The organism is Paraburkholderia panacisoli, from assembly GCF_008369935.1.
Classification (GTDB): Bacteria; Pseudomonadota; Gammaproteobacteria; order Burkholderiales; family Burkholderiaceae; genus Paraburkholderia; species Paraburkholderia panacisoli.
In genome coordinates this window covers 1-24,564 of sequence record NZ_VTUZ01000080.1, presented here as the reverse complement: position 1 = coordinate 24,564, position 24,564 = coordinate 1, and the positions used below count along the sequence as shown (strand labels likewise).

The 24,564-nt window shown below is 62.5% G+C and carries 29 protein-coding genes and 1 pseudogene; 12 read left to right on the top strand and 18 right to left on the bottom strand.

Annotated features, from left to right (window positions below):
- Positions 1-386 precede the first annotated feature (386 nt).
- Both FVF58_RS48615 and FVF58_RS48610 read left to right on the top strand, forming a co-directional pair.
- Complete coding sequence (locus tag FVF58_RS48615) at positions 387-1,589, top strand: acyl-CoA dehydrogenase family protein (protein ID WP_149676628.1); 1,203 nt, start codon at positions 387-389, stop codon at positions 1,587-1,589.
- 70 nt (positions 1,590-1,659) lie between these two features.
- Positions 1,660-2,988: an Nramp family divalent metal transporter gene (locus FVF58_RS48610; protein WP_149676627.1), complete on the top strand. Its 1,329-nt coding sequence runs from the start codon at positions 1,660-1,662 to the stop codon at positions 2,986-2,988.
- Between the two features lie 100 nt (positions 2,989-3,088).
- On the opposite strand, the gene flhC is transcribed toward FVF58_RS48610, so the two are convergent.
- The 7 genes from flhC to FVF58_RS48575 all read right to left on the bottom strand — a co-directional run bounded on the left by flhC (position 3,089) and on the right by FVF58_RS48575 (position 8,398).
- Positions 3,089-3,658: a flagellar transcriptional regulator FlhC gene (flhC, locus tag FVF58_RS48605; RefSeq protein WP_028194931.1), complete on the bottom strand. Its 570-nt coding sequence runs from the start codon at positions 3,656-3,658 to the stop codon at positions 3,089-3,091.
- A gap of 14 nt (positions 3,659-3,672) precedes the next feature.
- On the bottom strand, positions 3,673-3,993 hold the full coding sequence (gene flhD / locus FVF58_RS48600; protein WP_028194930.1) for a flagellar transcriptional regulator FlhD: 321 nt from the start codon (positions 3,991-3,993) through the stop codon (positions 3,673-3,675).
- A gap of 533 nt (positions 3,994-4,526) precedes the next feature.
- A complete protein-coding gene (locus FVF58_RS48595; protein ID WP_149676626.1) occupies positions 4,527-5,750 on the bottom strand; it encodes a YeeE/YedE family protein in 1,224 nt (407 codons plus the stop codon).
- 382 nt (positions 5,751-6,132) lie between these two features.
- Positions 6,133-6,663: a GNAT family N-acetyltransferase gene (locus tag FVF58_RS48590; RefSeq protein ID WP_149676625.1), complete on the bottom strand. Its 531-nt coding sequence runs from the start codon at positions 6,661-6,663 to the stop codon at positions 6,133-6,135.
- Between the two features lie 129 nt (positions 6,664-6,792).
- Positions 6,793-7,653 carry a helix-turn-helix domain-containing protein gene (locus FVF58_RS48585; RefSeq protein WP_246217566.1) on the bottom strand — a complete coding sequence of 287 codons (861 nt, stop codon included), beginning with the start codon at positions 7,651-7,653 and terminating at the stop codon, positions 6,793-6,795.
- Between the two features lie 140 nt (positions 7,654-7,793).
- Complete coding sequence (locus FVF58_RS48580) at positions 7,794-8,096, bottom strand: addiction module antidote protein (protein ID WP_149676623.1); 303 nt, start codon at positions 8,094-8,096, stop codon at positions 7,794-7,796.
- The gene (locus FVF58_RS48575; RefSeq protein WP_342802453.1) at positions 8,093-8,398 is read right to left on the bottom strand and encodes a type II toxin-antitoxin system RelE/ParE family toxin; all 306 of its coding nucleotides are present in this window, start codon (positions 8,396-8,398) and stop codon (positions 8,093-8,095) included. The genes FVF58_RS48580 and FVF58_RS48575 overlap by 4 nt, the downstream gene beginning before the upstream one ends.
- Positions 8,399-8,721: 323 nt before the next feature.
- Here FVF58_RS48575 and FVF58_RS48570 point away from each other — a divergent pair, with 323 nt between their 5' ends.
- The 6 genes from FVF58_RS48570 (at position 8,722) to FVF58_RS48545 (ending at position 11,560) form a co-directional block, all read left to right on the top strand.
- Entirely contained in the window at positions 8,722-9,090 is a 369-nt protein-coding gene (locus FVF58_RS48570) for a nuclear transport factor 2 family protein (RefSeq protein ID WP_149676621.1), read from the top strand.
- Positions 9,091-9,118: 28 nt separating this feature from the next.
- A complete protein-coding gene (locus FVF58_RS48565; protein WP_149676620.1) occupies positions 9,119-9,556 on the top strand; it encodes a hypothetical protein in 438 nt (145 codons plus the stop codon).
- A gap of 77 nt (positions 9,557-9,633) precedes the next feature.
- Entirely contained in the window at positions 9,634-10,098 is a 465-nt protein-coding gene (locus FVF58_RS48560) for an RbsD/FucU family protein (RefSeq protein ID WP_149676619.1), read from the top strand.
- Between the two features lie 113 nt (positions 10,099-10,211).
- Entirely contained in the window at positions 10,212-10,619 is a 408-nt protein-coding gene (locus FVF58_RS48555) for a VOC family protein (protein ID WP_149676618.1), read from the top strand.
- A gap of 189 nt (positions 10,620-10,808) precedes the next feature.
- Positions 10,809-11,240: a DoxX family protein gene (locus FVF58_RS48550; protein ID WP_149676617.1), complete on the top strand. Its 432-nt coding sequence runs from the start codon at positions 10,809-10,811 to the stop codon at positions 11,238-11,240.
- 47 nt (positions 11,241-11,287) lie between these two features.
- Complete coding sequence (locus FVF58_RS48545; RefSeq protein ID WP_149676616.1) at positions 11,288-11,560, top strand: hypothetical protein; 273 nt, start codon at positions 11,288-11,290, stop codon at positions 11,558-11,560.
- Positions 11,561-11,704: 144 nt separating this feature from the next.
- Here the strand turns inward: FVF58_RS48545 and FVF58_RS48540 are convergent, their stop codons facing one another.
- Complete coding sequence (locus FVF58_RS48540) at positions 11,705-13,210, bottom strand: MFS transporter (RefSeq protein ID WP_425469034.1); 1,506 nt, start codon at positions 13,208-13,210, stop codon at positions 11,705-11,707.
- A gap of 152 nt (positions 13,211-13,362) precedes the next feature.
- Entirely contained in the window at positions 13,363-14,664 is a 1,302-nt protein-coding gene (locus tag FVF58_RS48535) for an MFS transporter (RefSeq protein ID WP_149676614.1), read from the bottom strand.
- Between the two features lie 388 nt (positions 14,665-15,052).
- On the opposite strand from FVF58_RS48535, the pseudogene FVF58_RS48530 reads away from it, so the two are divergent.
- Positions 15,053-15,478: pseudogene (locus tag FVF58_RS48530) on the top strand (response regulator transcription factor); the annotation flags it as partial.
- Positions 15,479-15,890: 412 nt separating this feature from the next.
- Here FVF58_RS48530 and FVF58_RS48525 read toward each other — a convergent pair.
- The 9 genes from FVF58_RS48525 to FVF58_RS48490 all read right to left on the bottom strand — a co-directional run bounded on the left by FVF58_RS48525 (position 15,891) and on the right by FVF58_RS48490 (position 22,666).
- Positions 15,891-16,976 (bottom strand): phage integrase central domain-containing protein, encoded by a 1,086-nt coding sequence (locus FVF58_RS48525; protein WP_188131202.1) that lies wholly within the window; start codon positions 16,974-16,976, stop codon positions 15,891-15,893.
- A gap of 2 nt (positions 16,977-16,978) precedes the next feature.
- Complete coding sequence (locus FVF58_RS48520) at positions 16,979-17,176, bottom strand: excisionase (RefSeq protein WP_149676611.1); 198 nt, start codon at positions 17,174-17,176, stop codon at positions 16,979-16,981.
- Positions 17,177-17,290: 114 nt separating this feature from the next.
- The gene (locus FVF58_RS48515) at positions 17,291-17,812 is read right to left on the bottom strand and encodes a DUF1643 domain-containing protein (protein WP_246217565.1); all 522 of its coding nucleotides are present in this window, start codon (positions 17,810-17,812) and stop codon (positions 17,291-17,293) included.
- Positions 17,813-18,030: 218 nt separating this feature from the next.
- Positions 18,031-18,462 (bottom strand): antirestriction protein, encoded by a 432-nt coding sequence (locus tag FVF58_RS48510; RefSeq protein ID WP_149676609.1) that lies wholly within the window; start codon positions 18,460-18,462, stop codon positions 18,031-18,033.
- A 136-nt stretch (positions 18,463-18,598) separates the two neighbouring features.
- Positions 18,599-19,039, bottom strand: coding sequence for a DUF6573 family protein (locus FVF58_RS48505; RefSeq protein ID WP_149676608.1), 441 nt, complete (start codon positions 19,037-19,039; stop codon positions 18,599-18,601).
- Between the two features lie 148 nt (positions 19,040-19,187).
- Positions 19,188-19,655 carry a hypothetical protein gene (locus FVF58_RS48500; RefSeq protein WP_149676607.1) on the bottom strand — a complete coding sequence of 156 codons (468 nt, stop codon included), beginning with the start codon at positions 19,653-19,655 and terminating at the stop codon, positions 19,188-19,190.
- A gap of 838 nt (positions 19,656-20,493) precedes the next feature.
- Positions 20,494-21,228: a DUF3577 domain-containing protein gene (locus tag FVF58_RS53930; protein WP_246217564.1), complete on the bottom strand. Its 735-nt coding sequence runs from the start codon at positions 21,226-21,228 to the stop codon at positions 20,494-20,496.
- Positions 21,229-21,440: 212 nt separating this feature from the next.
- Positions 21,441-21,566 carry a hypothetical protein gene (locus tag FVF58_RS54380; RefSeq protein WP_281291363.1) on the bottom strand — a complete coding sequence of 42 codons (126 nt, stop codon included), beginning with the start codon at positions 21,564-21,566 and terminating at the stop codon, positions 21,441-21,443.
- A gap of 425 nt (positions 21,567-21,991) precedes the next feature.
- A complete protein-coding gene (locus tag FVF58_RS48490; protein ID WP_246217563.1) occupies positions 21,992-22,666 on the bottom strand; it encodes a hypothetical protein in 675 nt (224 codons plus the stop codon).
- A 351-nt stretch (positions 22,667-23,017) separates the two neighbouring features.
- On the opposite strand from FVF58_RS48490, the gene FVF58_RS48485 reads away from it, so the two are divergent.
- The 3 genes from FVF58_RS48485 to FVF58_RS48475 all read left to right on the top strand — a co-directional run.
- Positions 23,018-23,233, top strand: coding sequence for an HU family DNA-binding protein (locus tag FVF58_RS48485; RefSeq protein WP_425469035.1), 216 nt, complete (start codon positions 23,018-23,020; stop codon positions 23,231-23,233).
- Between the two features lie 100 nt (positions 23,234-23,333).
- Positions 23,334-23,741 (top strand): hypothetical protein, encoded by a 408-nt coding sequence (locus FVF58_RS48480; RefSeq protein ID WP_149676606.1) that lies wholly within the window; start codon positions 23,334-23,336, stop codon positions 23,739-23,741.
- 526 nt (positions 23,742-24,267) lie between these two features.
- Positions 24,268-24,564: helix-turn-helix domain-containing protein (locus tag FVF58_RS48475; RefSeq protein ID WP_149676605.1), on the top strand; the 297-nt coding region annotated here is incomplete at its 3' end.

Genomic DNA, 24,564 nt, shown 5'->3' with positions numbered 1-24,564 from the left:
TTACTTCGACCGGCTGGGGGTACCCCGACTCTCCTAACCTCAACTCCCCGAACCGCCCGGTGCGGACCCGCATGCCGGGTGGTGTGGCAGGGGTACGGCCTCATAGCCGTCCCCTATGCCGATCCAAATCGCTTTTCACGCTTTCCTTTCGAAAATCCGTTCGTAGGCCGGTGGCTCACTGCCTTCTATGATGATTCGCAGCGCAGGCGGCGATTTCGTTTTTCGCGCGCATCGCGCAAGCGAGTTGGCGTGAAGTGGACTGTGGGTTGATCGAAGCCGCGCAGGCGATGGGCGCGCAACGCGGGGGCGCTTGCGTCGTCGAGCGCGTCATCGCTGTCCGAGCCGCGCCCGTCACCGCTCACCCAACTTCTTCACCTGGACACTGCATGAACGAACCTCGTCATCCCGACGCGTTGCGAACGCATGACGCATTTGCCGCGCCGGTGGTGCGTGATCTCGCCGGTCTGCTCGACGCGTTGCGTGCGAGCGCCGCGCAGCGCGATCGTGAAGGCGGCCACGCCGCACAGGAAAAGCAGTGGATCGCGGATGCGCAGCTGCTCACGCTCGCTGTGCCGCGCGAGTTCGGCGGCCTCGGAGCGCGCTGGCCCGATATCTACGAGACGATTCGCAAAATCGCGCGAGTCGACAGCGCGCTTGCACATCTGCTGGGCTTCACCTGCCTGCAGGTGGTGAGCGTCAACGTATGGGGTAATCCGGAACAGCGCGCGCGCTATCTGCATGGCACCGTGGAACACCGCTGGTGGTGGGGCAATGCAGTGAACCCTCTCGACACACGGCTTATCGCAACGGCGAGCGGCGACGGCGGCTACCTTCTCGATGGCCAGAAAGGCTTTTGCTCAGGCACGCGCGGCTCGCACATGATGACGATCTCCGCGCACGATCCGGCCACCGGCAAACCGGTGTTCGCCGTGGTGCCGACCGCGCGTGAGGGCATCACGGTGCACGAGGACTGGAACCCGATCGGCCAGCGGCAGACCGATAGCGGCAGCGTGTCGTTCGCGCGGGTCCGGGTCGAGCCGCATGAAGTGCTCGAACGTGCCGACACGCCGTATGCGAGCTTGCGCACGCTGATCTCGCAGCAGGTGCTGATCAATCTGTTCGTGGGCATCGCGCAGGGCGCGCTCGAAGAAGCGCGCGCCTACGTCACGCAACACAGCAGACCGTGGATCAGTGCGGGCGTCGACAAAGCCACCGACGATCCCTATCTGATCCAGCGCTTCGGCGAGATGCGGGTGCAGGCGGTGAGCGCCGAAGCGCTCGCCGCGCGGGCCGCCCACGCGCTCGACGACGCTTGGCAGCAGGGCTCGTCGCTTTCCGCCGAAGCACGCGCGCACGTTGCGCTTGCCACTTCGGAGGCGAAGATCGTCGCGCACCGCGCCGCGCTCGACGTCAGCGAAAAGCTGTTCGATGCGTGCGGCGCTCGCGCCACGCACGCGCCGCTCGCGCTCGACCGGTTCTGGCGCAATGCCCGCGTGCATACGCTGCATGATCCACTGGACTATCGCGTGCGCGACGTAGGCCGCTACGCGCTCAGCGGAACATTGCCCGAGGTTTCTTTGTACACTTGAGGCGGCTCGCGACGGCCTCTGGCCTCTTCTATAAGGCGTCGCGGTTTATCCCCTTCAAGAGATTCCCGGATTGCCGTTCAAACTACCCACCACCGCTACGGCGCCGTTCTGCCCATCCGAGGTGCAGGGCTCGGTGGCCGTCTCGCAAGGCGCGCCGTTCTGGAAGAAGATTCTGCAATTCGCGGGGCCCGGCCTGCTGGTTTCAATCGGCTACATGGACCCGGGCAACTGGGCCACCGCGATCGAGGCCGGCTCGCGTTATGGCTACAGCCTGCTGTTCGTCGTGCTGCTGTCGAGTCTCGCGGCAATGGCGCTGCAATGTCTGAGCATGCGCCTGGGCATTGCCACCGGGCGCGACCTCGCGCAATTGTCGAGTGCGCGTTATTCGCCAGGCGTGGCGCGCGTGCAATGGCTGCTCGCGGAGTTGTCGATCGTCGCCTGCGACCTCGCCGAAGTGCTCGGCGGCGCGCTCGCGTTTCATTTGCTCTTCAATTGCTCGCTGACCACCGGCGTGCTGCTGACCGCGTTCGACACGTTGATCGTACTCGGTCTGAAGGGCAAGAATTTCCGCGATCTCGAAGCCATCATGCTCGGCCTGATCGCGACGATCGGCGTGGGCTACATCATCGAGCTGGCGCTGGTGCAGCCGCATTGGCCGTCGGTCGCGCAAGGGTTGATTCCGTCGTGGCAGGCGCTCAGTTCGCGCGAACCCATGTATCTGGCGATCGGCATCCTCGGCGCAACGGTGATGCCGCACAACCTGTATCTGCATTCGTCCATCGTGCAGACTCGGGCGGTGAAGCGCGACTCGGGCGGCATCCGCTCGGCCATCAGCATGTCGCGGATCGACACCATCGTGTCGCTCGTGCTCGCGCTGCTGATCAACATGGCGATCCTGATTCTCGCCGCCGCCGCTTTTCATGCCAACGGTCACACCCAGGTGACCCAGATCGAAGACGCGTACCGGCTGCTCGCGCCGATCGTCGGCACCGGTTTCGCGGCGTTGCTGTTCGCGATCACGCTGCTCGCGTCGGGGCAAAGCTCGACGTTCACCGGCACGGTGGCGGGACAGGTGATCATGGAAGGCTTCCTGAAGATGAAGATTCCGTGCTGGCAACGGCGTTTCATCACGCGGGCGCTGGCGTTGATCCCCGCGTTGATCGGCGTGCAGATGCTAGGCAACGGCGCGGTCGGTCAATTGCTGGTCGCAAGCCAGGTCGTGCTGAGCCTGCAGTTGCCGTTCGCGCTCTATCCGCTGATTCGCATGACCAACGACCGCGCGTTGATGGGCGAATTCGCCAACAGGCTGCCGACGCGACTTCTTGCCTGGCTTCTGTTCGGTGCGATCAGTGCGGCCAATCTCTGGCTCGTGGTGCAGACGGTGGGATTGGCGGGCTGATCCGCTTGCGCAATGGCGAAAAAAAATCCGCACAGTGTGCGGATTTATATAGGGCTTCGATTCGAATCGGGCGGACCAGCCCTCGACGATTCAACTCACTTCACGCGGCCTGCGCGATCTGCGCGGCTTCGAGCGCCTCCTGACGAGCGGCCGCGGCCTTCTTCGTCTTGCCGGCGCGCGACGGCGGCTGGCATGCGCCGCACACCACGTTGTGCTGCAAATCGTGCTTGTGCGCGACGAACTTGCCGGTGCAACGGCAGCACTTGGTCAACTGCAGAATGTTCGCGTCGAAGAAACGCACCAGCGTCCAGGCGCGCGTCAAGTCCAGCACCGGTTCGGTTTCGCTGTGCTGGCAATGTTCGAGATACAGCCGATACCCTTTGGTCAGCGCATCCAGATGCGAGCAACGCGCTTCGTTCTTCAGGAACAGGTACGTGTTGTAGAACAACGACGCGTGGATGTTCGCCAGCCACGTCATGTACCAGTCCGCCGAGAACGGCAGCATGCCCTTGGGCGGCGATACGCCCTTGACCTCGCGGTACAGGCGGATCATGCGGTCGCGCGAGAGTGTCAATTCGCTTTCGAGCACCTGCATGCGTGCGCCGAGTTCGATCAGCGCGATTGCACGGAATACTTCTTGTGCGTCTTCCGTCAGGCTACGCTTGAGCATCGCAGTCACCTCGATTAAGCAAACTGCTCGGCGGGCTGGCCTGCAAGCAGGATCGCCGCGTGTGTCGGTGCAACCGCTGCGTGCTTCGTCGTTTGCGTCAACGCCGACAACATCGAGTGGTCGTTGAAGCGGAAAAAGCACAAAAGCTGATCGGAAGCGGCCAGCTTGACGATCTGCGCGAGCGACAGCCCGGCAAGCAAATCAGCCAGTTCCGACGACAGTCCCAGGCGGAACATCCCGACCGGTTTGTCCTCACGCAACATGCGTTGCGCAAGCATGATGTAAGACAAGTTAATCTCGCGGATTGAATCCAGCGTCTCGCTGCTACGGTCCATTTTTTGTGTTTCCGAAGCCCCGAATTTCTATGTCGGCTTTTTTTTGCCGTTATGTCTTTTGTGCCTCGCCGGAAACGCAGACCTCCGGCTACATGTCACCACCTGATACAGACAGCGACCTTTTGATACATCGCGTTACATTTCGTAACAGCTTGGGTCGAATTGTATGAAGGGCAAAACAAGAAATCAATCCCTTCTCAAAAAAATATCTCAAAAAGATACATCATTTTTCGGTAATTATTTCACGCCATTGTAATGGGTGATGCTTATCGAATTTTTTGCCGTCGGGGATTTTCGTCTGATCGTCGAAATCCTTTGTAATACGGGCGTTTGATGTAATTGTCTGAACAAAAAATCGCGACCGGCCGCGCGCTGGGAAATGCCGCTTGAATTAGAAAGGAGATAGAAAGCGAGACCAAAGGCATGTAATAAATACCTGCCTCTGGTTCGCTTTTGGGGACGAAACGGAGATGTAACGAGATGGTGCAGCCCCGGTTACAAATGGAGCCGCATTTGTAACGACTTCTGGGACTTCAGCAACCCGTCTGGCGAACGCGTTCCACTTCAAGGCCGAACGCCGGCCGTAGACGCGTGCCGAGCACGTTGCCGGCAAAGGCGGCGACCAGCCACAGCCACCCGTGCAGGCTGCCTGACACGATGCCGCTAAAGTAGGCGCCGATGTTACAACCATAAGCCAGCCGGGCGCCGTAGCCCAGCATCAGACCGCCGACCACCGCCGCGATCAGCGAGCGCGCCGGCACCTTCCAGACCGGCGCGTAACGGCCGGCGAGCGCCGCAGCCATCATGGCGCCGAGGACGATGCCGAAATCCATCACCGACGTGACGTCATGTGTAACAGGGGCCGCCAGCGAACCCGCGTTGGCGTGAGCGGCCCAATACGGCCAGCTGGCCACGTCGATTCCGAGCGCGGCGAAGATCTTGGCGCCCCACAGCGCGAACGCCGACGTCACGCCCCACGGACGCCCCGACAGCGCCAGCGTCGCAAAGTTGAGCAGGACCAGCGCGATCGCGCCGACAAACAACGGCCACGGGCCGTGCAGCCACGGCGACGAGTGCGGCTGACGGGCCGGCTCATTGACCAGCCGGCCGTGGCGGCGCCGTTCGACCTGCACCGTGAGCGCCGCGATGGCCGCGAAAATCACCAGGTTCAGGACGATGGCCCAGCCCGCGCCGAGCGTCGTCACCATCGAAAGCGGTTTGAGCGACGGCAACGCGGTCCAGAACGGCATGTGCGCGGTCGCGACGACCGAGCCGACGATGAACGCCGCCAGCGTGACGAGCATGCGGGTGCTGCCGCCGCCCACCGTGTACAGCGTGCCGGACGCGCAGCCGCCACCCAGCTGCATGCCGACGCCGAACATGAAAGCCCCGACCAGCACCGACGTGCCGGCTGGCGCGACGAGCCCGACCACCGGCCGGCCAAACAGCGTACCGGCGGCGAGCGCCGGGAAAAACAGCAGCACGCCGAGCGCGAGCATCAGCATCTGCGCGCGCAGGCCGGCGCCGCGGCCGTCGGCGATAAAGACCCGCCAGGCCGACGTGAAGCCGAACGCCGCGTGATAAAGCGACATCCCCAGCAGGGCGCCGACGACGTAGAGCGCCGCCTGGCGGCCACTGACGGTTTGCGCCAGATAGATCGCGCCGAGCGCGATCAGAACGAGCGCGGCGCCGAGCGGCTTCGGATTGATGTCGAAACGGCGCGGCACACGTGGAAGCGGAGTGGAAAGATCGGACATGGGTGAGTTGACTGACAAACTGGGGATCTAAGGCGCCGGAAGGCGGCAGTGAGGCGAATCTGGGTTGGTGTGGCGGAGACAGGGAATCGGAAAAGTATACATGGATCGCGTTTCGCGCATCGCGCCTGGGTTGGCGGCCAGGGAACGGCGAGCGTGCTGGACAGGCAGGGAGACGGTGTGCTTGCCAGATCCCGGTCGGGGGAGCGAGGGTGTTGCGCGATTTTTACTTGTATGGCAACAGCTTTGGCACTAGGGCTAGCATCGAGCTTCGCCGCCAGCGTTACCATCGGCACCCAGGCGCACGCCGGCACGGGCAGCGCAATCTCTGCTTTCTCGTCGTCGGAGTTTGAGCGACGCCTCGCGCGCATACCGTCTACATCAGCTAGATGAACCGCATCATCAGATCGGTGTCGTGAAACACGCCGTCGACATTCAATCCTTCGATTTCGCAACCGTATTTGCGAAAGCCCAACGACTCGTAGAGTTTGCGCGCTGCCTCGTTACTGCTGTCGACCATCAACTGGAGTTGCCGCAAACCATCGATCCGAGCCGCCCGCGTCAGCAACTCGTTGAGCAGGGCGCGCCCAACGCCACGGCCCGCGGCTTCCGGCGCGACATACATGCCGATGACTGAGGCCTTGTGTCGCTCCCTGTCGCGCTGGTTGCGCGCCAGTCCGACCACACCGATCAACGGTGTGTCGGCCGCCAGGTAAGCGCCGAGCAGAAAGTCCCCTTCGACCGCGTGCAAGCCCTGCAAGATCGCGTCGTGTTGCGCGGGGCCTCTTGCGAGCGCTTCCTCGTAACTCTGGCCGAACAGTTCGGGATGCGCTTTCAGTCCGCGTAGGCGAAGCTGGAAATAGGCGTCCCGATCGGCGGGGCCGAGTTGACGGATGAGCAGGGCGGCGTGGTTCAAGGTGTCTCTCTGCGCGGGGCGGTTGCGAAAATGAATATCGGCTGAGTGGATAACGGGTAAGCGTGCGGTGTTCGCGCTCGCCTCGCTTTTCCGGCTTTGGGTTACTTTGGGCTAAGGCCGTGCACCGAGCTACCGCCCAGCCTCCACGCGCTGGCTTTCGGCAAACTCCCGCAATGCCGCCGCGGTTTGTTGATCGGCCGGGAAAAACGCTTCGATCGCAAGTTCCGACAGCGTGACGTCCACCGGCGTGCCGAACACGGTGGTGGTGCTGAAAAACGACAGCACGCCGATCGGCGTGCGCAACCTCAACGGCACGGCAATCTGATTGACGGCGGCTTCGTCATTGGTAGGCGCGTCCGCGCCCGCAGGCGCGGGATACGCAGCGAGCTCGTCACGCAGCGCGCTCAAGGTCTCGTCGCCGCTCACGTCGATTTGCCGCTGGAGCCGGGCCAGCACGTGCTCCCGCCACGCATGCCAGTTGACGATCGACGCCGCGATGCCTTCCGGATGCAAGCTCAGGCGCAGCGCATTGACCGGCGGCTTCAGCAGTTCGGGACTGGCGCCGGTTAGCAGCGGCGCGAGCGCGCTGTTTGCCGCGACGATGGTCCAGTGCCGGTCGATCGCCAGTGCGGGGTAAGGCTCGTGTCCTTTGAGCACCAGTTCGACGGCCTCGCGTGCGGCGGCCAGTTGCGGATCGGACAGCGGACGCTCGCGAAACAGCGGCGCATAGCCTGCCGCAACCAGTAGTGTATTGCGCGCCCGCAGCGGTACTTCGAGCCGTTCGGCAAGATGCATGACCATCTCCCGGCTGGGCAGCGCGCGGCCCGATTCGACGAAGCTCAAATGACGGGTCGAGATATCCGCTTCAGTGGCGAGTAGCAACTGGCTCATTCTTCGCCGTTGCCGCCATTCACGCAGCAAGTCGCCGACCGTTCGACTGGCCGCCGGCGGGGGCGAAGCGACCGTTTGCGCAAGAGAGAGTGTGTTCATGCATCCGATGATAGCCAAACCGCGTGGGCGGTCCATTACCTGGCGGGTAATGGAAAACCCCCTGACCACTACGAATACCCGGCAGCATCAAGGCAACGGCAAATGCAGTTGCGACCCGCCGCGACGACCGCCAGCACGAATCATGCGGCCGCGACGCCTTCCGGCACCGCATTGAGTTTGACGCCGAGCGCGCGCAGCAGTTTGAACACCGTGTCCATGCGCGGTTTGGAGCCGGGCGCGAGCGTTTTATAGAGGCTTTCGCGCCCGAGTCCGGCGTCTGCCGCGACCTTCGCGATGCCGCGTGCTTTTGCGATGTCTGCGATCGCGGCGAGCAGGACGTCGGCGTCGCCTTCTTCGAGCGCTGCGTTGAGATATTCAGCAATCATTTCCTCGCTGTCGAGGTAATGCGCTGCGTCGAACCGTGCCGTTTTGATCTTGCTCATGACAGTCCCTCTCTGATTGCTGACCACATAGTTTTGGCATGCTTGATATCGGCTGGCTGCGTGGACTTGTTGTCACCGCAGAGCAGCAGATACAGCGTGCGCCCTTCGCGCGCGAAGTAGACCCGATAGCCGGGACCGCAATCTATGCGCATCTCGGACACGCCGTCCTCCAGCAACTTCACGTCGCCGAAATGCCCTCGTTCCGCGCGCCGGATCCGCACGAGGATTTTCGCCCTCGCTCGCAGGTCCGCGAGTTCCGCGAGCCAGGTGTCGAACACCTCGGTGCGGTTGACCGTGTACACGGGTGGTGTTCCGATCTGTTTGTGATTGTATCCTTGTGGATACCTGTCTGCAAGTATCAAAGCCATATCAATAAAGCGGCTAGCCGCCGCGCCCCCGTTTCGTTGCGACCATGCCGCGCCCGCGCAGCGCAGCTCCCATTGGTCCTAGAGGTTAGCGGCCGGAGGCGTTCCTGACGATTCGGCCAGATGGCCAATCGTGCGAATGCTTACCTGCGACGTAATCGACGGCGCGCGTTCGAGCCGCCAATCTTCACTCCGAGCCCGCCGCATACGACGTGTGTGCCGAGCGGAGTGCTCAGTGATGCCAATCAAGGAGTGTTGAGATGAATGCCCATACCGATCTGATCGACCGTTATTTCGATGCCTGGAACGAGACCGACGGCGCGCGCCGTCGCGAGTTGATTGCCGCGACGTGGACCGCCGACGCCGACTATCGCGACCCGCTGCTGGCCGGCGCGGGCCACGACGGCATCGACGCGATGATCCGCGCGGTGCATGAACGCTTCCCGCAGCACATGTTTCGCCGCACGACTCAGGTCGACGGCTTCGCGAACCGGCTGCGCTTTTCGTGGGAGCTCACCACGCCCGCGGGCGACGCGATCGTCAAGGGCTCGGACTTTGGCGTGGTGGATGCGCATGGCCGCCTGCAGGCGGTCACCGGTTTCCTCGACCAGGTCCCTGACGGCGCCTGACCCACGCGTTTTTCTCACGGAGACGATCATGCACGAGCCGACTGCCCAGACGCCTCTTCAAAGCGCCCTCGCGGTTGGGCGCGTGTCGGCGGCGCTCGACGCGCTGACCAGCGTCATCGCCGGCTTCGCGCTGCTTGCCGGCGCACGGGCGTTCATGTTCATCGCGTTGCTGGGCTGGCGCGAGCCGGTGCTGGGCGGCGCAGGGCTCGTGCTGCTGGCGATGGTCGGCTGGCTGCGGTGGCGCTGCGGCGGCATCGCCGCCGCGCACGCCGCGCCGCAGAGCCGCTCGACGATGTATCGCGCCGGCGGACCATGCGCCGGCGCGGCGATGATGTCCGGTCGTATCCAACTGTCCTGCACCGATGTGCGCAACGTTGCTTGCTACAATCGACCGACGCAGTGCGATGCAACGGCGCGTTCTGGCGCTACTGTCAAGCCGGCGTCTTGCGGGTCTGCCCGAACGTGAGCGCCGGCGCGCAGGCATTGCGCTACCCCAACCCGGACGGCGAGCCGTCGATCGGGGCAACCGGACAAGGAGACACCGTGCTGAAGAATCTGGACCCGCTGCTGAACGCCGATATCCTTCATGCGCTGCGCTCGATGGGCCATGGCGACGAACTCGTCATTTGCGACGCCAACTTTCCGGGCACGTCGGTTGCGCAGGCTACCGTGCTAGGCAGGCTGCTCCATCTCGACGGCGTGAGCACGCCGCGTGCGGTGCGCGCGGTACTGTCGGTGATGCCGCTGGATACCTTCATCGAGCAACCGGCGTCGCGCATGGAGGTAGTGGGCGAGCCGCATACGATTCCGGCGGTGCAGCGCGAAGCGCAAGCCGAGGTCAACGCGGCCGAGGGGCGCGAGGTTCCGTTTGCTTCGATAGAACGATTCGCTTTTTATGAGCGGGCCCGCAAAGCGTATTGCGTGATCGCGACTGGCGAAGAGCGTGGCTATGGCTGCTTCATCTTTACAAAAGGCGTGTTGCTGGCTCCCGATGCGCCACGGTCATAGCCCGCGAGAGCACGCGGCGAAGCCGCGTCCCCGTTGGCTTTGCTTGCGCATGCAGGTAGCCAGTCGAGCCGATTCACTCAGGCTCTGCAGATCTCATCACGGTGACACGACCCATGAGCTTTTCGATAGACACTCTCGATCATCTCGTTCTGAACGTCGCCGACGTGGAAGCCAGCGCGGCCTGGTACGCGCGCATGCTCGGCATGCGACGCACCGAATTCGCGTCGCGCACCGGCACCCGCGTGGCGATGACCTATGGCAATCAGAAGATCAACCTGCGTCCGGCGAGCGCTGACACGGTTGCGTGGTTCACCTCGCGTGAGCCGGCGCCCGGCAGCGCGGATCTGTGCTTCGTCACCACCGCGAGCCCGGCCGAGGTCAAGGCGCACTGGCTTGCCGAGGGCGTCGCCGTCGAGGCGGGTCCGGTGGAGCGCGATGGCGCGCGCGGCAAGATGACCTCGGTCTATTGCCGCGATCCGGACGGCAATCTGATCGAAGTCGCCACTTATCCCGGCGCCTAGCGAAGCGGCAAGGTCCGCACTCTCCACGAGCGGGACCGAAGCGGACGCACATGCACCGCTCGCGCGCCGTTATGCTGCCTGTCCCGTCCTGGCTAGGAAAAGGCAGCCGTTGCGCTATCCTCAGTTGCAAACTGGGGAACTGCCGCTGCCCGGCCGGGTCTGCTGCTTATTCATTTACAGGAGCCCCTCATGACGCGTCCCGTCGATTCCGGCATCATCTTCATCGCACGTATAGCCCTGGCCGTCCTGTTTCTGTGGAGCGGTGTGATGAAACTGCTGGGCTATGCGGGCTTTGTCGGCTACCTGCATTCGAAGGGTGTGCCGTTCGTTCAGGTTGCCGCGCCGATTGCAACCGCCGTCGAAGTGCTTGGCGGCCTGTTGCTGATCGTCGGCTTCAAGGTGCGCCCGCTCGCGCTCCTGATGGCCGTCTATACGGTGGCGGCAGCGGTGCTGGGCCACGATTTCTGGAATGTCGTCGATGCCGCCTTGCAACGCGACATGGTGATCCATTTCTGGAAGAACATCGGTATCGCAGGCGGCTTCCTGCTGCTGTTCGTGACCGGCGCAGGCCGCTTCAGCGTCGACGGTGCGCGCGCGCCACGCGGCGGGCTCGGGCGTTGATGCGACGCATGCCGCTTTCGATTCTGCTGTAACCAAGGGAGCACATAATGATCCAAAGTTTCGAGCAAACCATCGGTGGCAAGGTCACGCAGTTGTGCGCCAGTCTCGGCGAAGGACCCACGCCGCATCGCGTGATCATCAGTCTGGCCGATTCGGCGAAGACACTCGTGGTTCTGGACGCGTCCGGGCTCATCAGCACGATCAAGGCCGAAATCGAGGAGCCGGAGAAGTTAATCGCCGACGCGATCGCCAAGGCGCAAGGCGAAGGGCTGATCGAGCGCGCGATCGACACCGGCGTGATTCAGGAAGCGTCGCTGTGAATGATGTAGTGGCGGCAGGCGTTGCCTGACGCCTGGCGCTGTCCGCCGCCAACTCCCGCTGGCTGCGTCAAACCCCGTGTGCGCAAGCATTTCGGGGTTATTTTTTATGCGAACGACCTCGCGCACCCCAGCGTCGCGCGACCCTCACCTTGATTCGCTGACGCGTGTCACGTCCGCGTTGCGCTCGTTCCCGCGCGGGCCCGGCGCCGAAGCATGCGGCTGCGGTTGCACGAAGCAGCTCAACACGCCGCCCAACGCCAGCAGACCGACCGAGATCGCGCTTGCCGCCTGCATCCCCGCGACGATGTGCGCGGCCGCCGCGCCGCTCGCCAGCGCGCCGAAGGCGGCCACGCCCACCGCGCCGCCGGCTTGCCGCGCCGTATTCAATACCGCCGACGCGGTGCCCGCGCGCTGTGCCTCGGTCGACGCAAGCACGGCGGTGGTCATCGCCGGCACGGCCAGACCCATGCCCGACGGAATCAGCAGGAACGGCACCAGCACGCCGATGAGCGGCGTCGTGGCATCGACCCAATGCAGCACGCCGTAGCCGAGTCCGGCGGAGATCGCACCGAGAATCATCGGCACGCGCACACCGAAGCGGCCGACCACCCAGCCGCTCGCGACGTTCGACAGCAGGAAGCCGCCCGTCAAAGGCAAAAACGCGAGTCCCGCCTGTAACGGCGTATAGCCGCGCACGCGCTGCAAGTAAAGACTCAGCACGAAGACCATCCCGTAGTAAGTCAGATTCACGCAGATACCGAACAGCACCGCCGCGCTGAAGGTGCGCTTTTTGAAGAGCGGGAGCGGCAGCATCGGCGACGCGACGCGCGCTTCGACGGCGATGAACGCGCCCGCGGCGAGCAGCGCCAGCACGAAGCCGCCGGCCACCAGCGGGTGGCCGAGCCCCAGCGGCCGCCATTCGATCACCGCCGCGACGAAGGCGGTCAGCGCGACGATCGCAAGACACTGGCCGCCCAGGTCGATGCCGCTCGGGCTTGCTTCGGCGCTTTCGTGCGCGCTTGCATCGGCTGCGGTTGGCGGGTTTTGAAGCGCGGTGTTGGGCCGCGGCACCCACAGCAGCGTCGCCAGCAGGCCGGCCGCGCAAATCGGCAGGTTGACGAGAAAGATGCTGCGCCAGTCGAACGCCGCGATCAGCAGGCCGCCGGCCACCGGCCCCGCCGCAATGGCAATCGCGCCCGCGGCGGTCCATAAACCGACCGCGCGCGCTCGCAGCTTGGGATCGTGTCCATACGACTGATTGAGCAGCGCCAGCGAGTTCGGCAGCATCGCGGCGGCGCCGACGCCTTGCACCGCGCGAGCGGCGACCAGCATCGCGGCGTCGAACGCGAGGCCGCAGGCGAGCGACGCGAGCGCGAACAGCACGATCCCGGCCGCGTACATGCGGCGCGCGCAGAAGCGGTCGCCGAGCACGCCGGCCAACAGCATCAGCACCGCGAACGCCAGCGTGTACGCGTCGACGACCCATTGCAGGCCCGCGACGCTCGCATGCAGAGCCGCGCCCATTCTCGGCAGCGCGATATTGACGATGGTCACGTCGAGCTGCGTGACGACGAAACCGACGCTGACCGTCGCGAGAACGCGGCCGAGCGCGGGCGAGGGAATGGAAGTCGGGGAGTTCATGCAACACATCGTAAGTCCGATGCGACGCACCATGTTTCGGCGTGGCGTGAAGTGTGGATGTCGGCACAAGGCGCCGCCAGCGCGGGAACAGCATGAAGAAGAAAGTCCGGCGTAACGACAACGGCGCCCCGTGGGGCGCCGTTGCCGGAACAGCCCGGCGCTCAGCGCGCGCGCGGCGCGTCCTTGATGAAGAGCGTCGTCACTGCGCCGAGAACGCAGATCACGCCGACATACAACGGCGCGGCCATCGGGTTGGACTTCATCATCAGCGACACGGCGATCGGCGTGAGGCCGCCGAACACCGCATACGCGACGTTGTACGAAAACGAAATGCCCGAGAAGCGCACGACCGGCGGGAAGGCCTTGACCATCACAAACGGAATCGCGCCGATCACGCCGACGAACAGCCCGGCCAGCGCATACAGCGGCACCAGCGCGGACGTGTCGACCACGAGTTGCTGGAACATCACGTAGTACGTCACCGCCAGCGCGAGGCCGCCGACGAATATCGTGCGTCCCGCGCCGAAGCGCCCGGCGAGCGAGCCCGCCATCACGCAGCCGATCGTCAGGCACAGCGTCGCCACGCAGTTCGCCAGCAGCGCGGTGGCCGGCGCGATATGAAACTGCTTTTGCAGCAGCGTCGGCGTCATCAGGATCACCACGACGATCGCAGCCGACAGCATCCACGTGAGCAGCATCGACACGATGACGGCGCGGCCATGGTCGCGCAGCACCGCCTTGAGCGGCACTTCTGCGGCGATCGCCTTGCGCTGCTTGAGTTCGGCGAACACCGGCGTTTCGTGCAGCCAGCGGCGCAGGTAGACCGAGAACATGCCGAACACGCCGCCCACGAGGAACGGGATGCGCCACGCGTACGCGGAGATGTCCTCCGGCGTGAAGTGACGATTGACCGCGGACGCGATCAGCGAGCCGAGTAGGATGCCCGCCGTGAGACCGGCGGTGAGCGTGCCGCACGCATAGCCGACGTGCCGCTGCGGCACGTGCTCGGACACGAACACCCAGGCGCCCGGCACTTCGCCGCCGACGGCCGCGCCTTGCATCACGCGGAACAGCAACAGCAGCACCGGCGCCAGCACGCCGATGCTGACATAGGTGGGCAGCAGGCCCATCAGCAGCGTGGGCACCGACATCAGCAGCACGCTCAGCGTAAACATGCGCTTGCGGCCGAACAGGTCGCCGAAGTGCGCCATGATGATGCCGCCGAGCGGCCGCGCCAGATAGCCCGCGGCGAAGATGCCGAAGGTCTGCACCTGGCGCAGCCAGTCCGGCATCGCGGCCGGGAAGAACAGCTGGCCGATGGCCGGCGCGAAAAACACGAAGATGATGAAGTCGTAGAACTCGAGCGCCCCGCCGAGCGCGGCGAGACCGAGCGTTTTGTAGTCGCTGCGCCCAAGAGGGCGTGGGGTGACAGCCTGCGCTCCACCCAGATTTGTCGCTTGCATTGCTATGTCATTGTTTTGGAATTGGAAACCACACGTAGCGCGTGGAAATACGGCGGTCGTCGGGCGAGAAGTGTGGCAAGCGCTGGGTAGAGCACGGGACACCGGCGCGCCGCCAGGATAGGGCAGGCGCGATGACGACTGGGGCCAGGCCGGGATTTTACAGGATGAAATCCGTGCGCTTCGGGAAGTGCTTAATTGGATTGGAATAATTCCGCAGCGCACGGTTTTTCTGGTGCTCGACGCGGCGCCCGATGAACAGGGCGGGTGGGTCTCGCCCGCGAGAGGCGCGTCACGCTCCCAACAAATATTAAGAATCGGAATGATCCTATGGGATCGATGCGGCGCGCCTCCGAGAATGGCGTCCGATCTACCCAGTTGAGAGCCACCCATGCGCATTGCAGTGCTTCAGCGTGACCCGGTCATGCGGCAGTCCATCGAACAAGTTCTCCTGAAGGCCGGCCACACCTGCATGCTTTACGACGACGGCCTCGCCATGTCGAAGGCGCTCGCCCGTTCCACCGTGGATCTGCTGGTGCTGGACTGGCAGGGCACACGCCTGTCCGGCGCCGAAGTGCTGCAGTCGGTGCGAGGGATCGGCGGCGATCGCTTGCCGGTCATGTTCGCGTCGCTCGACACGTCGGAGGAGAGCATGGTGCGCGCGTTCGTCAGCGGCGCGGATGACTACGCCGGGTTGCCGTTGCGCGCCGCCGAGTTTCGCGAGCGCGTCGCGGCGCTGCTGCGGCGCCCGTACCCGGAGCGCTCCAGCGCTTCGAGCTTCGAAGTCGGGCCGTACCACTTCGACACCCACCGTCGGCCGCAAACCCTTATCCAGCAAGGGTTGTTCAATATTTGTTCAAAATTCGTTCAAAACTGCCACGGCCAACTCGACCTCTGGTGTGACCACACGGTATCGCAGCGGCCCTGTCGGGCCCGCTCTGAGCGTCGATCGGGGGCGTCCAAATGAGGAATTTGAAGCGTCGACTAATAGCGCACACTAGTCAGGAATCGGCATCGTGAATATTCTGCGTCATGGCGCAGCGGTTGCATCAAGTACGGCTTGATCGCATATTCTTGCAGCTTGTCCGTCGCCGACTGGCGCCAGATGCAAAGAATTAAATCAAACTGGCAGACACACCTTTAGTGCCCGACTGGAGTCGCTATGAAGACTACTCCACGCTTGGGCAGGCAATTCACCAAGGATCTGGAAGGCATCGGAAAGGCTACTGTCATTTGCCATTTATTCTTACTTTCAACGGCTCCAGACCGCGCGAGTTTGCGTACAGATCGGCGATCGCATCGCTCATATGACCGAGCAACGCCTTGGTGTCGACGCCGCCCTGTTCCATGTAAAGCCGCTTCGACAGGCTTCGGATTTCGTGGAACGTCGGGGCATCGTCGCCGGTAATGCCGGCCAGATCCCGCGCCGCTGAAAACTTCTCGGTGATGGTGTCCAGCTTGATTGCGGAGCCCTTCGGCGCCATGACGTTGCCGCGGATATGATGGATCAGGTATTTACTCACCACGCCGGTTGCCTTGCATTGAGCGATGATGTCGGCCAGAGACATGTCGATCACATCCATGTGCAGTTCGAGCGGGATCGCGATGCGGATACCCGTCTTTGTACGCTGCAGGATTGCAACTCCGTCCCGAACGAAAGATCTTTCCCACCTGCCGATGGTAGATCTGTCCTGCCCCGACACGAGCGCGAGAAGCATTGCGTTCGCAAGCCAGGGCGCGACCTTTGGGGCCTGCTCTAGAATCTCGTTAAACTCCTCCAGTTTGAGCCGACGGCGCTTCACCCTCACCTTGGGCTTCTCGGTTGCTTCCGCCGGGTTCTTTTCCATCCATCCAAGCGCCATACCACGTCGGCAGACAGCGCGCATCCGGCTCCGAATATGCGTGGCCCACTGCATTTTTCCGCGCGCCTGGATCTTCTCCAGCATTTCGGCGATGTGTTTCGTCGCGAGTGCCGAGCATTCGACGGTGCCTATCTCGACCCGGATCAACCTGTCCAGGTGCTTTCGGTGCTCGACGGTGCTTCGCTTCACGCCATCGGTCGGCATCTTGTCGAGCAGATCGGCGATTGTCTCGTGGCCCTGCATCATGCGTTGAGCGAGCGTGTGCGTGAACGTTCCATGAGATGCAACGACGTTGGCCTCTTGAGCTTCGTGAATAGCCTGCGCCAGTGGCATTCGACCAAGAATGTGGGTCTTCTTGTCACGAGGGTCGCGCCATGTGTAGTAGCCAGAGCGAGGCTCATGCAGATTCTCTGGCCAATTCGCGCGTTTGCGGATGCGGGGCCTGGCTGCCATGATTATTGCGGGATTCTCTGCGCGAGCCGTGGGCGCGTCGTGCCATCCTGGAACGTTGCATTCTGGTCGACATAGTAAGCTCGACCGACCTTCATGGGCGGGGGGTAGATCTTGCCGTTCTTGATCCATAGGCGGGCCGTTCGGATGGTCGGGGCAGGTTCGAACTGGCGCTTCAGCCATTCATCCAGTCTCAGTTTCATTTCACCTCCTGCTCTCCGCGTGTGATTTCCCGCACCCCTGCGACCACTGCGCATGTATACGTGTCACTTGTCGGACACAAGGCAGAGCTTGTGCCACTGTGAGGATCGGCAGGGTCATCTTGAGCTCCAGAACAATGGTCGCGGCGCGACGCTCTGCGCGATATAGAGAGGGTGCTTCGGGCTGCCATCCTGGTTGAGCCCTATATGGAACAGCTTGTCGCGCATGCTGGTGATGCCAAGGAGATGCAGCACGTCATCCGCGCGCGTCGCCGCGGCTTCGTGCGAGCCCCACGCGCAGATGACCATCGACGCGCGATCGGCGGCTTCAAGGATGGCGCTGTTGGCCCGGCTACGCGGCCCGAGCGGGTCAGGATGCGACAGAAGTTCGTCGGGATCGGTCGCACGCAGCGGGTACAGGTTGACCACTTCTAGCCGCCCGAAATCGTTCGCGACAGCGCGGGCGAAGCACCGCGTGATCGTCGGGTCATCGACGAGGTGGTCGGCTGTTGACGGGTTCAGCATCAGGAACACCAACGTCGGACGTGACTTGTCCCACTCGCGCCAGAGGCGGTACCGGTACGTGCCGCAGTCGCTCATTTGCGCGCCGCGCTCGAGCGTCGGGTCTGTTTCGGTCATGCATTTCATCCTCCCACCTCCTTTTCCACTTCCGCGGCGGTATCTGCCTGGCTCAAGTCCGCCGCTGCCGCGTGTGTGACGTCGTGGACTAACTCTCCGCTATTCGTCGTCTTGCCTCCCGCGAACTTCGTGCGCCCCTGTTTGCCTCATTGGTTCGGCGCCCCGGAGTGGGGCGCCCTTCGAACAGCCACTCAATCGAAAAACGAAAGATCAATGCCTTAATCAATGGCGGCGAATATCGATGCCGCTTCTGCGTGCTGTGTAGCGAAGTCGCGCAACTGGTAGAACAGCTCACCGATGTGCGCCTCGCGGGTCTGCCAGGCAAGCGCATTGAACGCCATCAGACAGGCCACAATGCCGGCGGCGTCGCACGACATCTCGCCATCGAAGCCGTTGCCATCGCACTGGATCCGCAGTGGCCCCTCCAGACAGGGAGTCATGTAGAAACCGCCACTGGACAGTTCGAAGAAGTCCCACAAGCCGCCTGAATAGGCGTCACAGGCAGATTGCAGCGACTGGTAGACCAACGCCTCACCCATCATCAGCTGCCGCCCGAAATAACGTGGCAGCGTGTTCATACGCTTTGATTCGGGGACGCGCACGGCCTCGACAGTTGCGTTTGAGGCCAGGGCTTCAGAGTCAGGTTGCATGATGTTCTCCAGCAAAAAAGCGCGGAGCATGCCCCCTGGCGGGGAGGCATCCCCGCGACGGGTAAATAAAGCAGGCGCAATGCAAATGAATGGCAAGTGCCAGGCAAATAATCTGGCCGTTGCCGCGTCAGATTGACTAGTCCTGATCGGGCAGCAGGATCGTGGCGACCGGTCGGTCAGTGGTTCCCGCATCGATGACCAGTTTCAGTTGAACATCGGAGGCCAGTACTGCATTGGCTTCGTCAGGATCGAGGCGTGCACTGAAAAAGACCGCCTTGTCTTCGTGTCGATGCATGACCTCGGCTGCCGCCGCCCACAGCACGGACCACAGGCGCCTGGCCGCAACGTCCGATGAACACGGGCCGGGAATGGCATCGGGAGCGACGTCAGGAAGACCGGCGAGGCACAGGTGCAACGCCTCTTTTGAAATCGCAACCGGCGCCCTGAAACCGGCCTCGCAGGCGATGCGCGACAGGTCCACCAGGCTGCCGTCACGCAGACGTTGCTCGCGTGATGCCGGACGAAGCGCCGATGCCGGCGCAGTTGAATGAGGGACATCGTAGTAGTAGACAGACATGACATGCTCCTTGAATGGATACAGGGGCATGCGTTCCCCAATGGGATTCGATGCCCCATGGGGTGAAATATCGGGATGGCTGGCGCGTCGTCCTGTGACGCGGTTCCCTGAAAGGTCAACGGCGGGTCAACCGCAGATGACACGTGGCCTAACAGATGCGGAATCCACCGCACAGTTGAAGGAATTCGGCGAATTCGCGGACGTTGTCCTCGCCGAACGGGTAGTGCGTCTCAAAATCAGGTACTTCGCCCCTGCCATCGCAGGCGTTACACAACAGGGGGCCGGGCCCGGTGGCTGGTGGTTCGGCGCGTTGGCCAGTGGCACCGCACACCGTACACGGCTGATTCGGCAAAGAGCGCAGCCGCTGGTGGTACAGCTCGGCGTACCGGTGCGTGTGACCCGACCGGAGGGCAAGCTCCAGCCGTTCTGCAAGCGCAGTGGCCCCGTCATCGTCCAGACCCCAGCCATTGTTCGAATGACCGAGGTTGCCGGTTGGGATGATGTCGGCCGCGACCGTCTCGCAGTACTGCCAGAGCGGATGCCACCACCAGACGTTATTGCGAAAATAAGTGCCCTTGTCCGAACGGGGGGTGTTTCCATAGACGTCCATGCCCATTTTGAAAACTCCGGAAAATGAGGGGACGCCCCCTGAGGGAACATCCCCTCGAGGTGGAAAAACTGGATGATCAGATCGCTGGCCGCCTGATGATGCGGGCGGCCCGATCTGAACCAGCCGGCTCAGAGAACATTCCGAATGCCGATCCAACTGGCACGCAGCCGCGCAGAAACAACGCGCCGGAAAGAACTGCGGTTACCGCTGGTGTGGTCACAGTGACGCCGCAACCTGACGGATCCGCAGCCGGCGGATCAACGGTAAAGCGTCCATTGGCAGGCGTCCGTACAGCAGGGCGCCTGCCGATGTCCCCTGGCCGCGGGCGTACGACCAGGGGTGTTTAGCGCAGCGAGCGCAAACGGCACGGCGTTTCGAGGCCGCCGTCGGCCCGGGAGCTCAGGAAAATCGGGACACGCAGAGGAAAGCCACGGGAAGTCAGCTTGCCGCAACGAGACAGGTCGTCGCGCTGGAGCAAGCTGACTGACGACGCAGCTCAGCACAAATCGCCCCGCGGTGTCCGGGGGCAGGGAAGGGAGGAGTCGCAGCCGGTTTCGCGGCTGCGACGGGCGTCCTGTGACTCCTCAGGAGAGAAAAGCGCAAAGGCGCCTGAGGCAGGGATCAGTGAAACCGCATGTTGATGCCGGCGAACCGGCATCGCACCTGGCCTTTTTAAAGCGGACAAACCAGGGATCAAGGCGTGTTTTAGAAGGGCGAACACGCAAACGCCCGAAAAACTGGAAAGAATTTCAATCTGGATATATAGGATGCCGAATCAATAAGTATTCTCCTGTTGCACGTGAATGCTCGGCGGCTAGCGCACGTAGCGACCAGCAACCCGACGTCAACCTGCAGTGCCTGTCCGTCGGACAGCACGTCTCAGGAAGCCGGTCCCGCGTCGATTCCCGGCAGCGTTTCCTGCGGAGCGTTGACCGTGGACGTTATCCTGTCGACGGTCCGACCGCTGAACGTGTGCCACGTCGCGACTGACGGTATGGCTTGCGGAGGCATCGGGTGTCTCGCCTTCGGTGACTGGGTCGTCGAAGCCTCCATCACCCGTGACCGGCGCATTCAGTTGCGGATGTCCGTCAGGTAAGACAACGTCGTCAGGGTGATCGGCCGGATCGTCGGGCGGGTCTTCGGACGGCTCTTCATGAAGTTCGTCCTGAAACACGAATACCCCATCGACCTTGATCCAGAAGACCTTGAGTAGCCGGCCTTTCAGGACCGTGCCCATCTGGCCGGCACGGTCGCCCTGCCTGATCTCATAGGTGCTGATGTAATGATCACCAGCGCGAAAGCCGACCAGCACCTTGACGTCGCGATCATTGGCGTCATTCATCACCGACAGGATCGCATCCCTGGCCTTTTCGCCCGACACGATCAGATCAAGATTCAGGTAGACGATCCCGTTCTGAACCTCGGGATCTCCGTGGAACGCGGCAATCGAACAGGCCAGAAACGGCCGAGCCCGGGCGCGACCCTGCCCGGCCGAGGTGACTTCGCGCACGCGCGACAGATAACCGAGGCCGGTCAGATGCAGGTCAAAGTACTTTCTGGGTTGCTCAGTCTGGTTCATGGCGATTCTCCTAAAGAAAAAGGGGAATCGCGGATTCCCGGCCGGGAATCGTTGATTCCCCAACCGGGCAGACAGGAAACTCCGGGTCTTCGTCAGACCTGCGGCCATCCAGACATGGGACGGAGCAAAGCCGCAAGGGTACAGCGGGACTGCAAAGGGCGCTGGATAAGCTCCAGCGGGCTACATCAGTTCTTTATGATAGTCAGGCTTTGCTAGAAATCAAGCGATGCGCGTGAGAATGATTGCCGCATATTGGTGTCCGGGCGCGGGCGTCCACCGTCGATCTCGATGATCTCGGCCCGCTCCAGGTAGAACTCCATTGCGTCCGATTCGTCCATGACGGGATGCCGCATTTTTATACAGTACAACGCCTATCTCCCACATGCAGTTGTAGCGATCCCTTCGCCAACCGTGTCCGGCGCGATATGTTCGAATGAGCTGGGCGTTCCCGGCATGCAGACGATCGTACCGCCATCACTCTTGCAGGCGATAAATGGACCGAGCGCGACCTGCCATGTCGAGCAATTGATCAGGAATCTCTGAACGCGCGATTTCATCAATGGGAGCCCCGGGGCTTGGACCATAGGGCTTGATGTATGTCTCGCGCGTCCACAGCTTTAAGTGAATCGGGAGTGTGGTGTCCGTGCACAGGCGAATGCAAACTTCCGTTCAGGAGGCTTCAACGGTCCCGGGCAAACAAGTTGCTCCACGCGTGGACGGCGACTGCACGTCTGGAGCGAACTCCGCTCCCTTTGTCCAGGTACTAGGCGCTCAGTGGGGTTTCGAACGGTCGTGTGTCTGCTCGCCGGTCGATCATGCTCTCCTTCCGACGATCGAGCGATACCTTGCGCTTTTCTTCTGCGCTCGCAATGAAGTCGGAGAGTTCGCGTTCCATCGCCGAATCCTTGACACCCGGTCTCCACGTCGCAGCGCCGTGTCGGCGGCGCGTGGCCCGAGCCAGCTCTAAAGCGGCCTTCGCTGTCTTCGCACATTCGTACTCAATCTGACTGCAAAGGTCGATCGGCTCGCCGAACTCCCGGAACGCCTCTACATATTCGCGGGCGGCGTGCACCGTAGCCGGATATTCACGCAGTTCGGAGATAACCTTGCGGCTAAAGACGTTCCAGAGAACACTGTCCGGATAGATGAAAACCGGGACGGAAACAGTGTGGGTGGCTTCACGGCTTATAGAACGAGTCGGCTCCGCTGCTGCCCAGGCGGCTTTGTGCATCATCGTCCGGCATGTCCGGGCATAGCCTTCCAGAGATAACGCCACTTCCAGCGCGGTATCCTGCCGCTGACGTTTTCGTTCCCTCGCATCCTTCGCGGAAATCCACGCTAGAGTTATGATGGAGCCGACTGCGGCCGACGCGAGTGCAAGAGCCATTGGAGAGTTCCAGCTGAAAAGCTGGACCAGTTCAAACCATTTCTGCCGCATATGATGCACCTCAGAGAAAGAGGTGCGTAGAGTATAAGCATTCGTTTGAGCCCGTTTGCGACCGGGCCGGAATCATAGGATTTTTCGCCACATAGGCGGCATTTTTCACGCGGTGCGCCGCTTGACAGATTGATTTCGTCAGGGTTGTTGCAGCCGGTATTAAACGGCACCGGAGGGGTAAGTCGACTCCTTGACTACTATCTGGATCCTGGCTGCGCGCCTCTGAATTTTGACTAGTCGATTCGCGGTTCGGTCCAGTATCACTGAACTGATTGACGCCGTTGCAGCTTCCACCGGGATTACCAGGGCGGACACTAATACGGTGATTGACACCATCCTCGAGATGGTCGCATAGGCAGTGACGCGAAGAAATGCGGCGTAACTGATTGGCTTCGGTTAATTTTCGATTGGGGACGCGCCGAGCGACGTGGCCGCAATCCCTCGACTGGAGGAGCCATCACGAATCCGGCGGCATTGACAATGAAGTTCACGGCGGGCAACGCATTCGAGGACGCCGTCAATGCTCGTGAAATGGCCATTCACGAAACCAGCGGGCGGCTGGTATGAGACTCTTGAAAGTGTAGTGAGACAGCACATGAGTTCGAAGCGCAGCGGCCGGGGGGTATCTCGCCCCCGGCAACCCCTAACGAAGGCGATGCTCCTGCCAATGGATCAGGCGTCCGCGCGGGAGCAGTCCTTGTCGCACCATCTTGCACTTGCCGTATGCCGGGACGGTCGTGGAAACGGCCATCTTTTCAATGAGCTCATTCGCGTCGCCTACATCGCGTGGTTTCTTCAGCAGGCAGGCTACGGGACCGAACGCGTTGAATGCTACAAGATGGCGGAATACGCGGTCGAGGCCGCGCTTGAAGTTGCGGACAGGTCAAACGAATGGATTCTTGCTGAGGACGCCATTCCGGTCTTCGAGAGGCTGCTTGCGCTGCATGACGCACAACTGGGAACCGCGCCTCTTCACAAGGTGATTGAGGCTGAGCGACAGCTCCAACACTTTCTTGCGGGGACGGCTCCTTCGCCGATACCCGAGCCGGATCGGGGTTCCGCCGAGAACCATTGACATCGCCGCTGTTTCTCGCCCCCTGGACTCGCTGCGCATCTGCCTGGAATTGATGTTGCGATGGCGTGCTACCCATCTGCATGAATTGTCGCAAGGTGTGTCGTGCTTCCCGCGCGTGCAAACGTAGGGCGCGCATGAGCTTATCCGCTTCCTGCATGTCTATTGACGGATGCATCTGTGGATCGCTTGTGCGACAGGCATGGGTCGTCACCTTCACCTGGGAGAGTTGGGGCGCGCCCCAGGGGGCAACAATCGACCTGGAGTGCCGTTCGAACTCGCTCCGCTGCAATGCCCGCCTTCAATATGTAATTGCTGTCGCTCCGTATCGATATCCGGCCGTGGGTTGACGGCCAGGGTGCGTTGGATGGCGGCTCATCGGTGCGGCCTAGCCACGCATCGACGACAGACTCTTGATCGGCCAAAGCCGACTGTCGCCGACCAGCCGCGGTGCGGCGGCTGAAGGTCGGCGGATTCAACCGGTGGATGCAACACACTTAAGACCGCGCAAGCAGTGGGAGTGTTGCAGATGAAACAGCGACGCCGGATTTATTACAGCGAGACGCAGAAGGCGCTGATGTGGGAGCGCTGGCAGAAAGGGGAATCTCTCCAGAAGATTGCCCAGATCTTTGATCGGAACCACTCGTCTGTGCAACGGATTCTGGCTGAAACCGGCGGCATCCGGCCGGCCCAGCGACACCGGCCGCCCCTGGCGCTCACGCTGGCTGAGCGTGAAGAGATTTCACGGGCACTCGCTGTGGGCGATTCGATCCAGTCGATCGCCATGCGACTCTCACGGGCGCCGTCCACGATCTGCCGTGAGATC

Bases quoted from the DNA above. Each gene is read 5' to 3' on its own strand.
- FVF58_RS48515 (WP_246217565.1), bottom strand. From the start codon at position 17,812: ATGACCGAAACAGACCCGACGCTCGAGCGCGGCGCGCAAATGAGCGAC.
- FVF58_RS48555 (WP_149676618.1), top strand. From the start codon at position 10,212: ATGAGCTTTTCGATAGACACTCTCGATCATCTCGTTCTGAACGTCGCC.
- FVF58_RS48595 (WP_149676626.1), bottom strand. From the start codon at position 5,750: ATGTCCGATCTTTCCACTCCGCTTCCACGTGTGCCGCGCCGTTTCGAC.
- FVF58_RS48480 (WP_149676606.1), top strand. From the start codon at position 23,334: ATGGATCAGGCGTCCGCGCGGGAGCAGTCCTTGTCGCACCATCTTGCA.
- FVF58_RS48615 (WP_149676628.1), top strand. From the start codon at position 387: ATGAACGAACCTCGTCATCCCGACGCGTTGCGAACGCATGACGCATTT.
- FVF58_RS48550 (WP_149676617.1), top strand. From the start codon at position 10,809: ATGACGCGTCCCGTCGATTCCGGCATCATCTTCATCGCACGTATAGCC.
- FVF58_RS53930 (WP_246217564.1), bottom strand. From the start codon at position 21,228: ATGAACCAGACTGAGCAACCCAGAAAGTACTTTGACCTGCATCTGACC.
- FVF58_RS48570 (WP_149676621.1), top strand. From the start codon at position 8,722: ATGAATGCCCATACCGATCTGATCGACCGTTATTTCGATGCCTGGAAC.
- FVF58_RS48535 (WP_149676614.1), bottom strand. From the start codon at position 14,664: ATGCAAGCGACAAATCTGGGTGGAGCGCAGGCTGTCACCCCACGCCCT.
- FVF58_RS48525 (WP_188131202.1), bottom strand. From the start codon at position 16,976: ATGGCAGCCAGGCCCCGCATCCGCAAACGCGCGAATTGGCCAGAGAAT.
- FVF58_RS48565 (WP_149676620.1), top strand. From the start codon at position 9,119: ATGCACGAGCCGACTGCCCAGACGCCTCTTCAAAGCGCCCTCGCGGTT.
- FVF58_RS48545 (WP_149676616.1), top strand. From the start codon at position 11,288: ATGATCCAAAGTTTCGAGCAAACCATCGGTGGCAAGGTCACGCAGTTG.
- FVF58_RS48510 (WP_149676609.1), bottom strand. From the start codon at position 18,462: ATGCAACCTGACTCTGAAGCCCTGGCCTCAAACGCAACTGTCGAGGCC.
- FVF58_RS48500 (WP_149676607.1), bottom strand. From the start codon at position 19,655: ATGGGCATGGACGTCTATGGAAACACCCCCCGTTCGGACAAGGGCACT.
- flhC (WP_028194931.1), bottom strand. From the start codon at position 3,658: ATGCTCAAGCGTAGCCTGACGGAAGACGCACAAGAAGTATTCCGTGCA.
- FVF58_RS48585 (WP_246217566.1), bottom strand. From the start codon at position 7,653: ATGAACACACTCTCTCTTGCGCAAACGGTCGCTTCGCCCCCGCCGGCG.
- FVF58_RS48540 (WP_425469034.1), bottom strand. From the start codon at position 13,210: ATGTGTTGCATGAACTCCCCGACTTCCATTCCCTCGCCCGCGCTCGGC.
- FVF58_RS48490 (WP_246217563.1), bottom strand. From the start codon at position 22,666: ATGCGGCAGAAATGGTTTGAACTGGTCCAGCTTTTCAGCTGGAACTCT.
- FVF58_RS54380 (WP_281291363.1), bottom strand. From the start codon at position 21,566: ATGGACGAATCGGACGCAATGGAGTTCTACCTGGAGCGGGCCGAGATC.
- flhD (WP_028194930.1), bottom strand. From the start codon at position 3,993: ATGGACCGTAGCAGCGAGACGCTGGATTCAATCCGCGAGATTAACTTG.
- FVF58_RS48580 (WP_149676623.1), bottom strand. From the start codon at position 8,096: ATGAGCAAGATCAAAACGGCACGGTTCGACGCAGCGCATTACCTCGAC.
- FVF58_RS48505 (WP_149676608.1), bottom strand. From the start codon at position 19,039: ATGTCTGTCTACTACTACGATGTCCCTCATTCAACTGCGCCGGCATCG.
- FVF58_RS48520 (WP_149676611.1), bottom strand. From the start codon at position 17,176: ATGAAACTGAGACTGGATGAATGGCTGAAGCGCCAGTTCGAACCTGCC.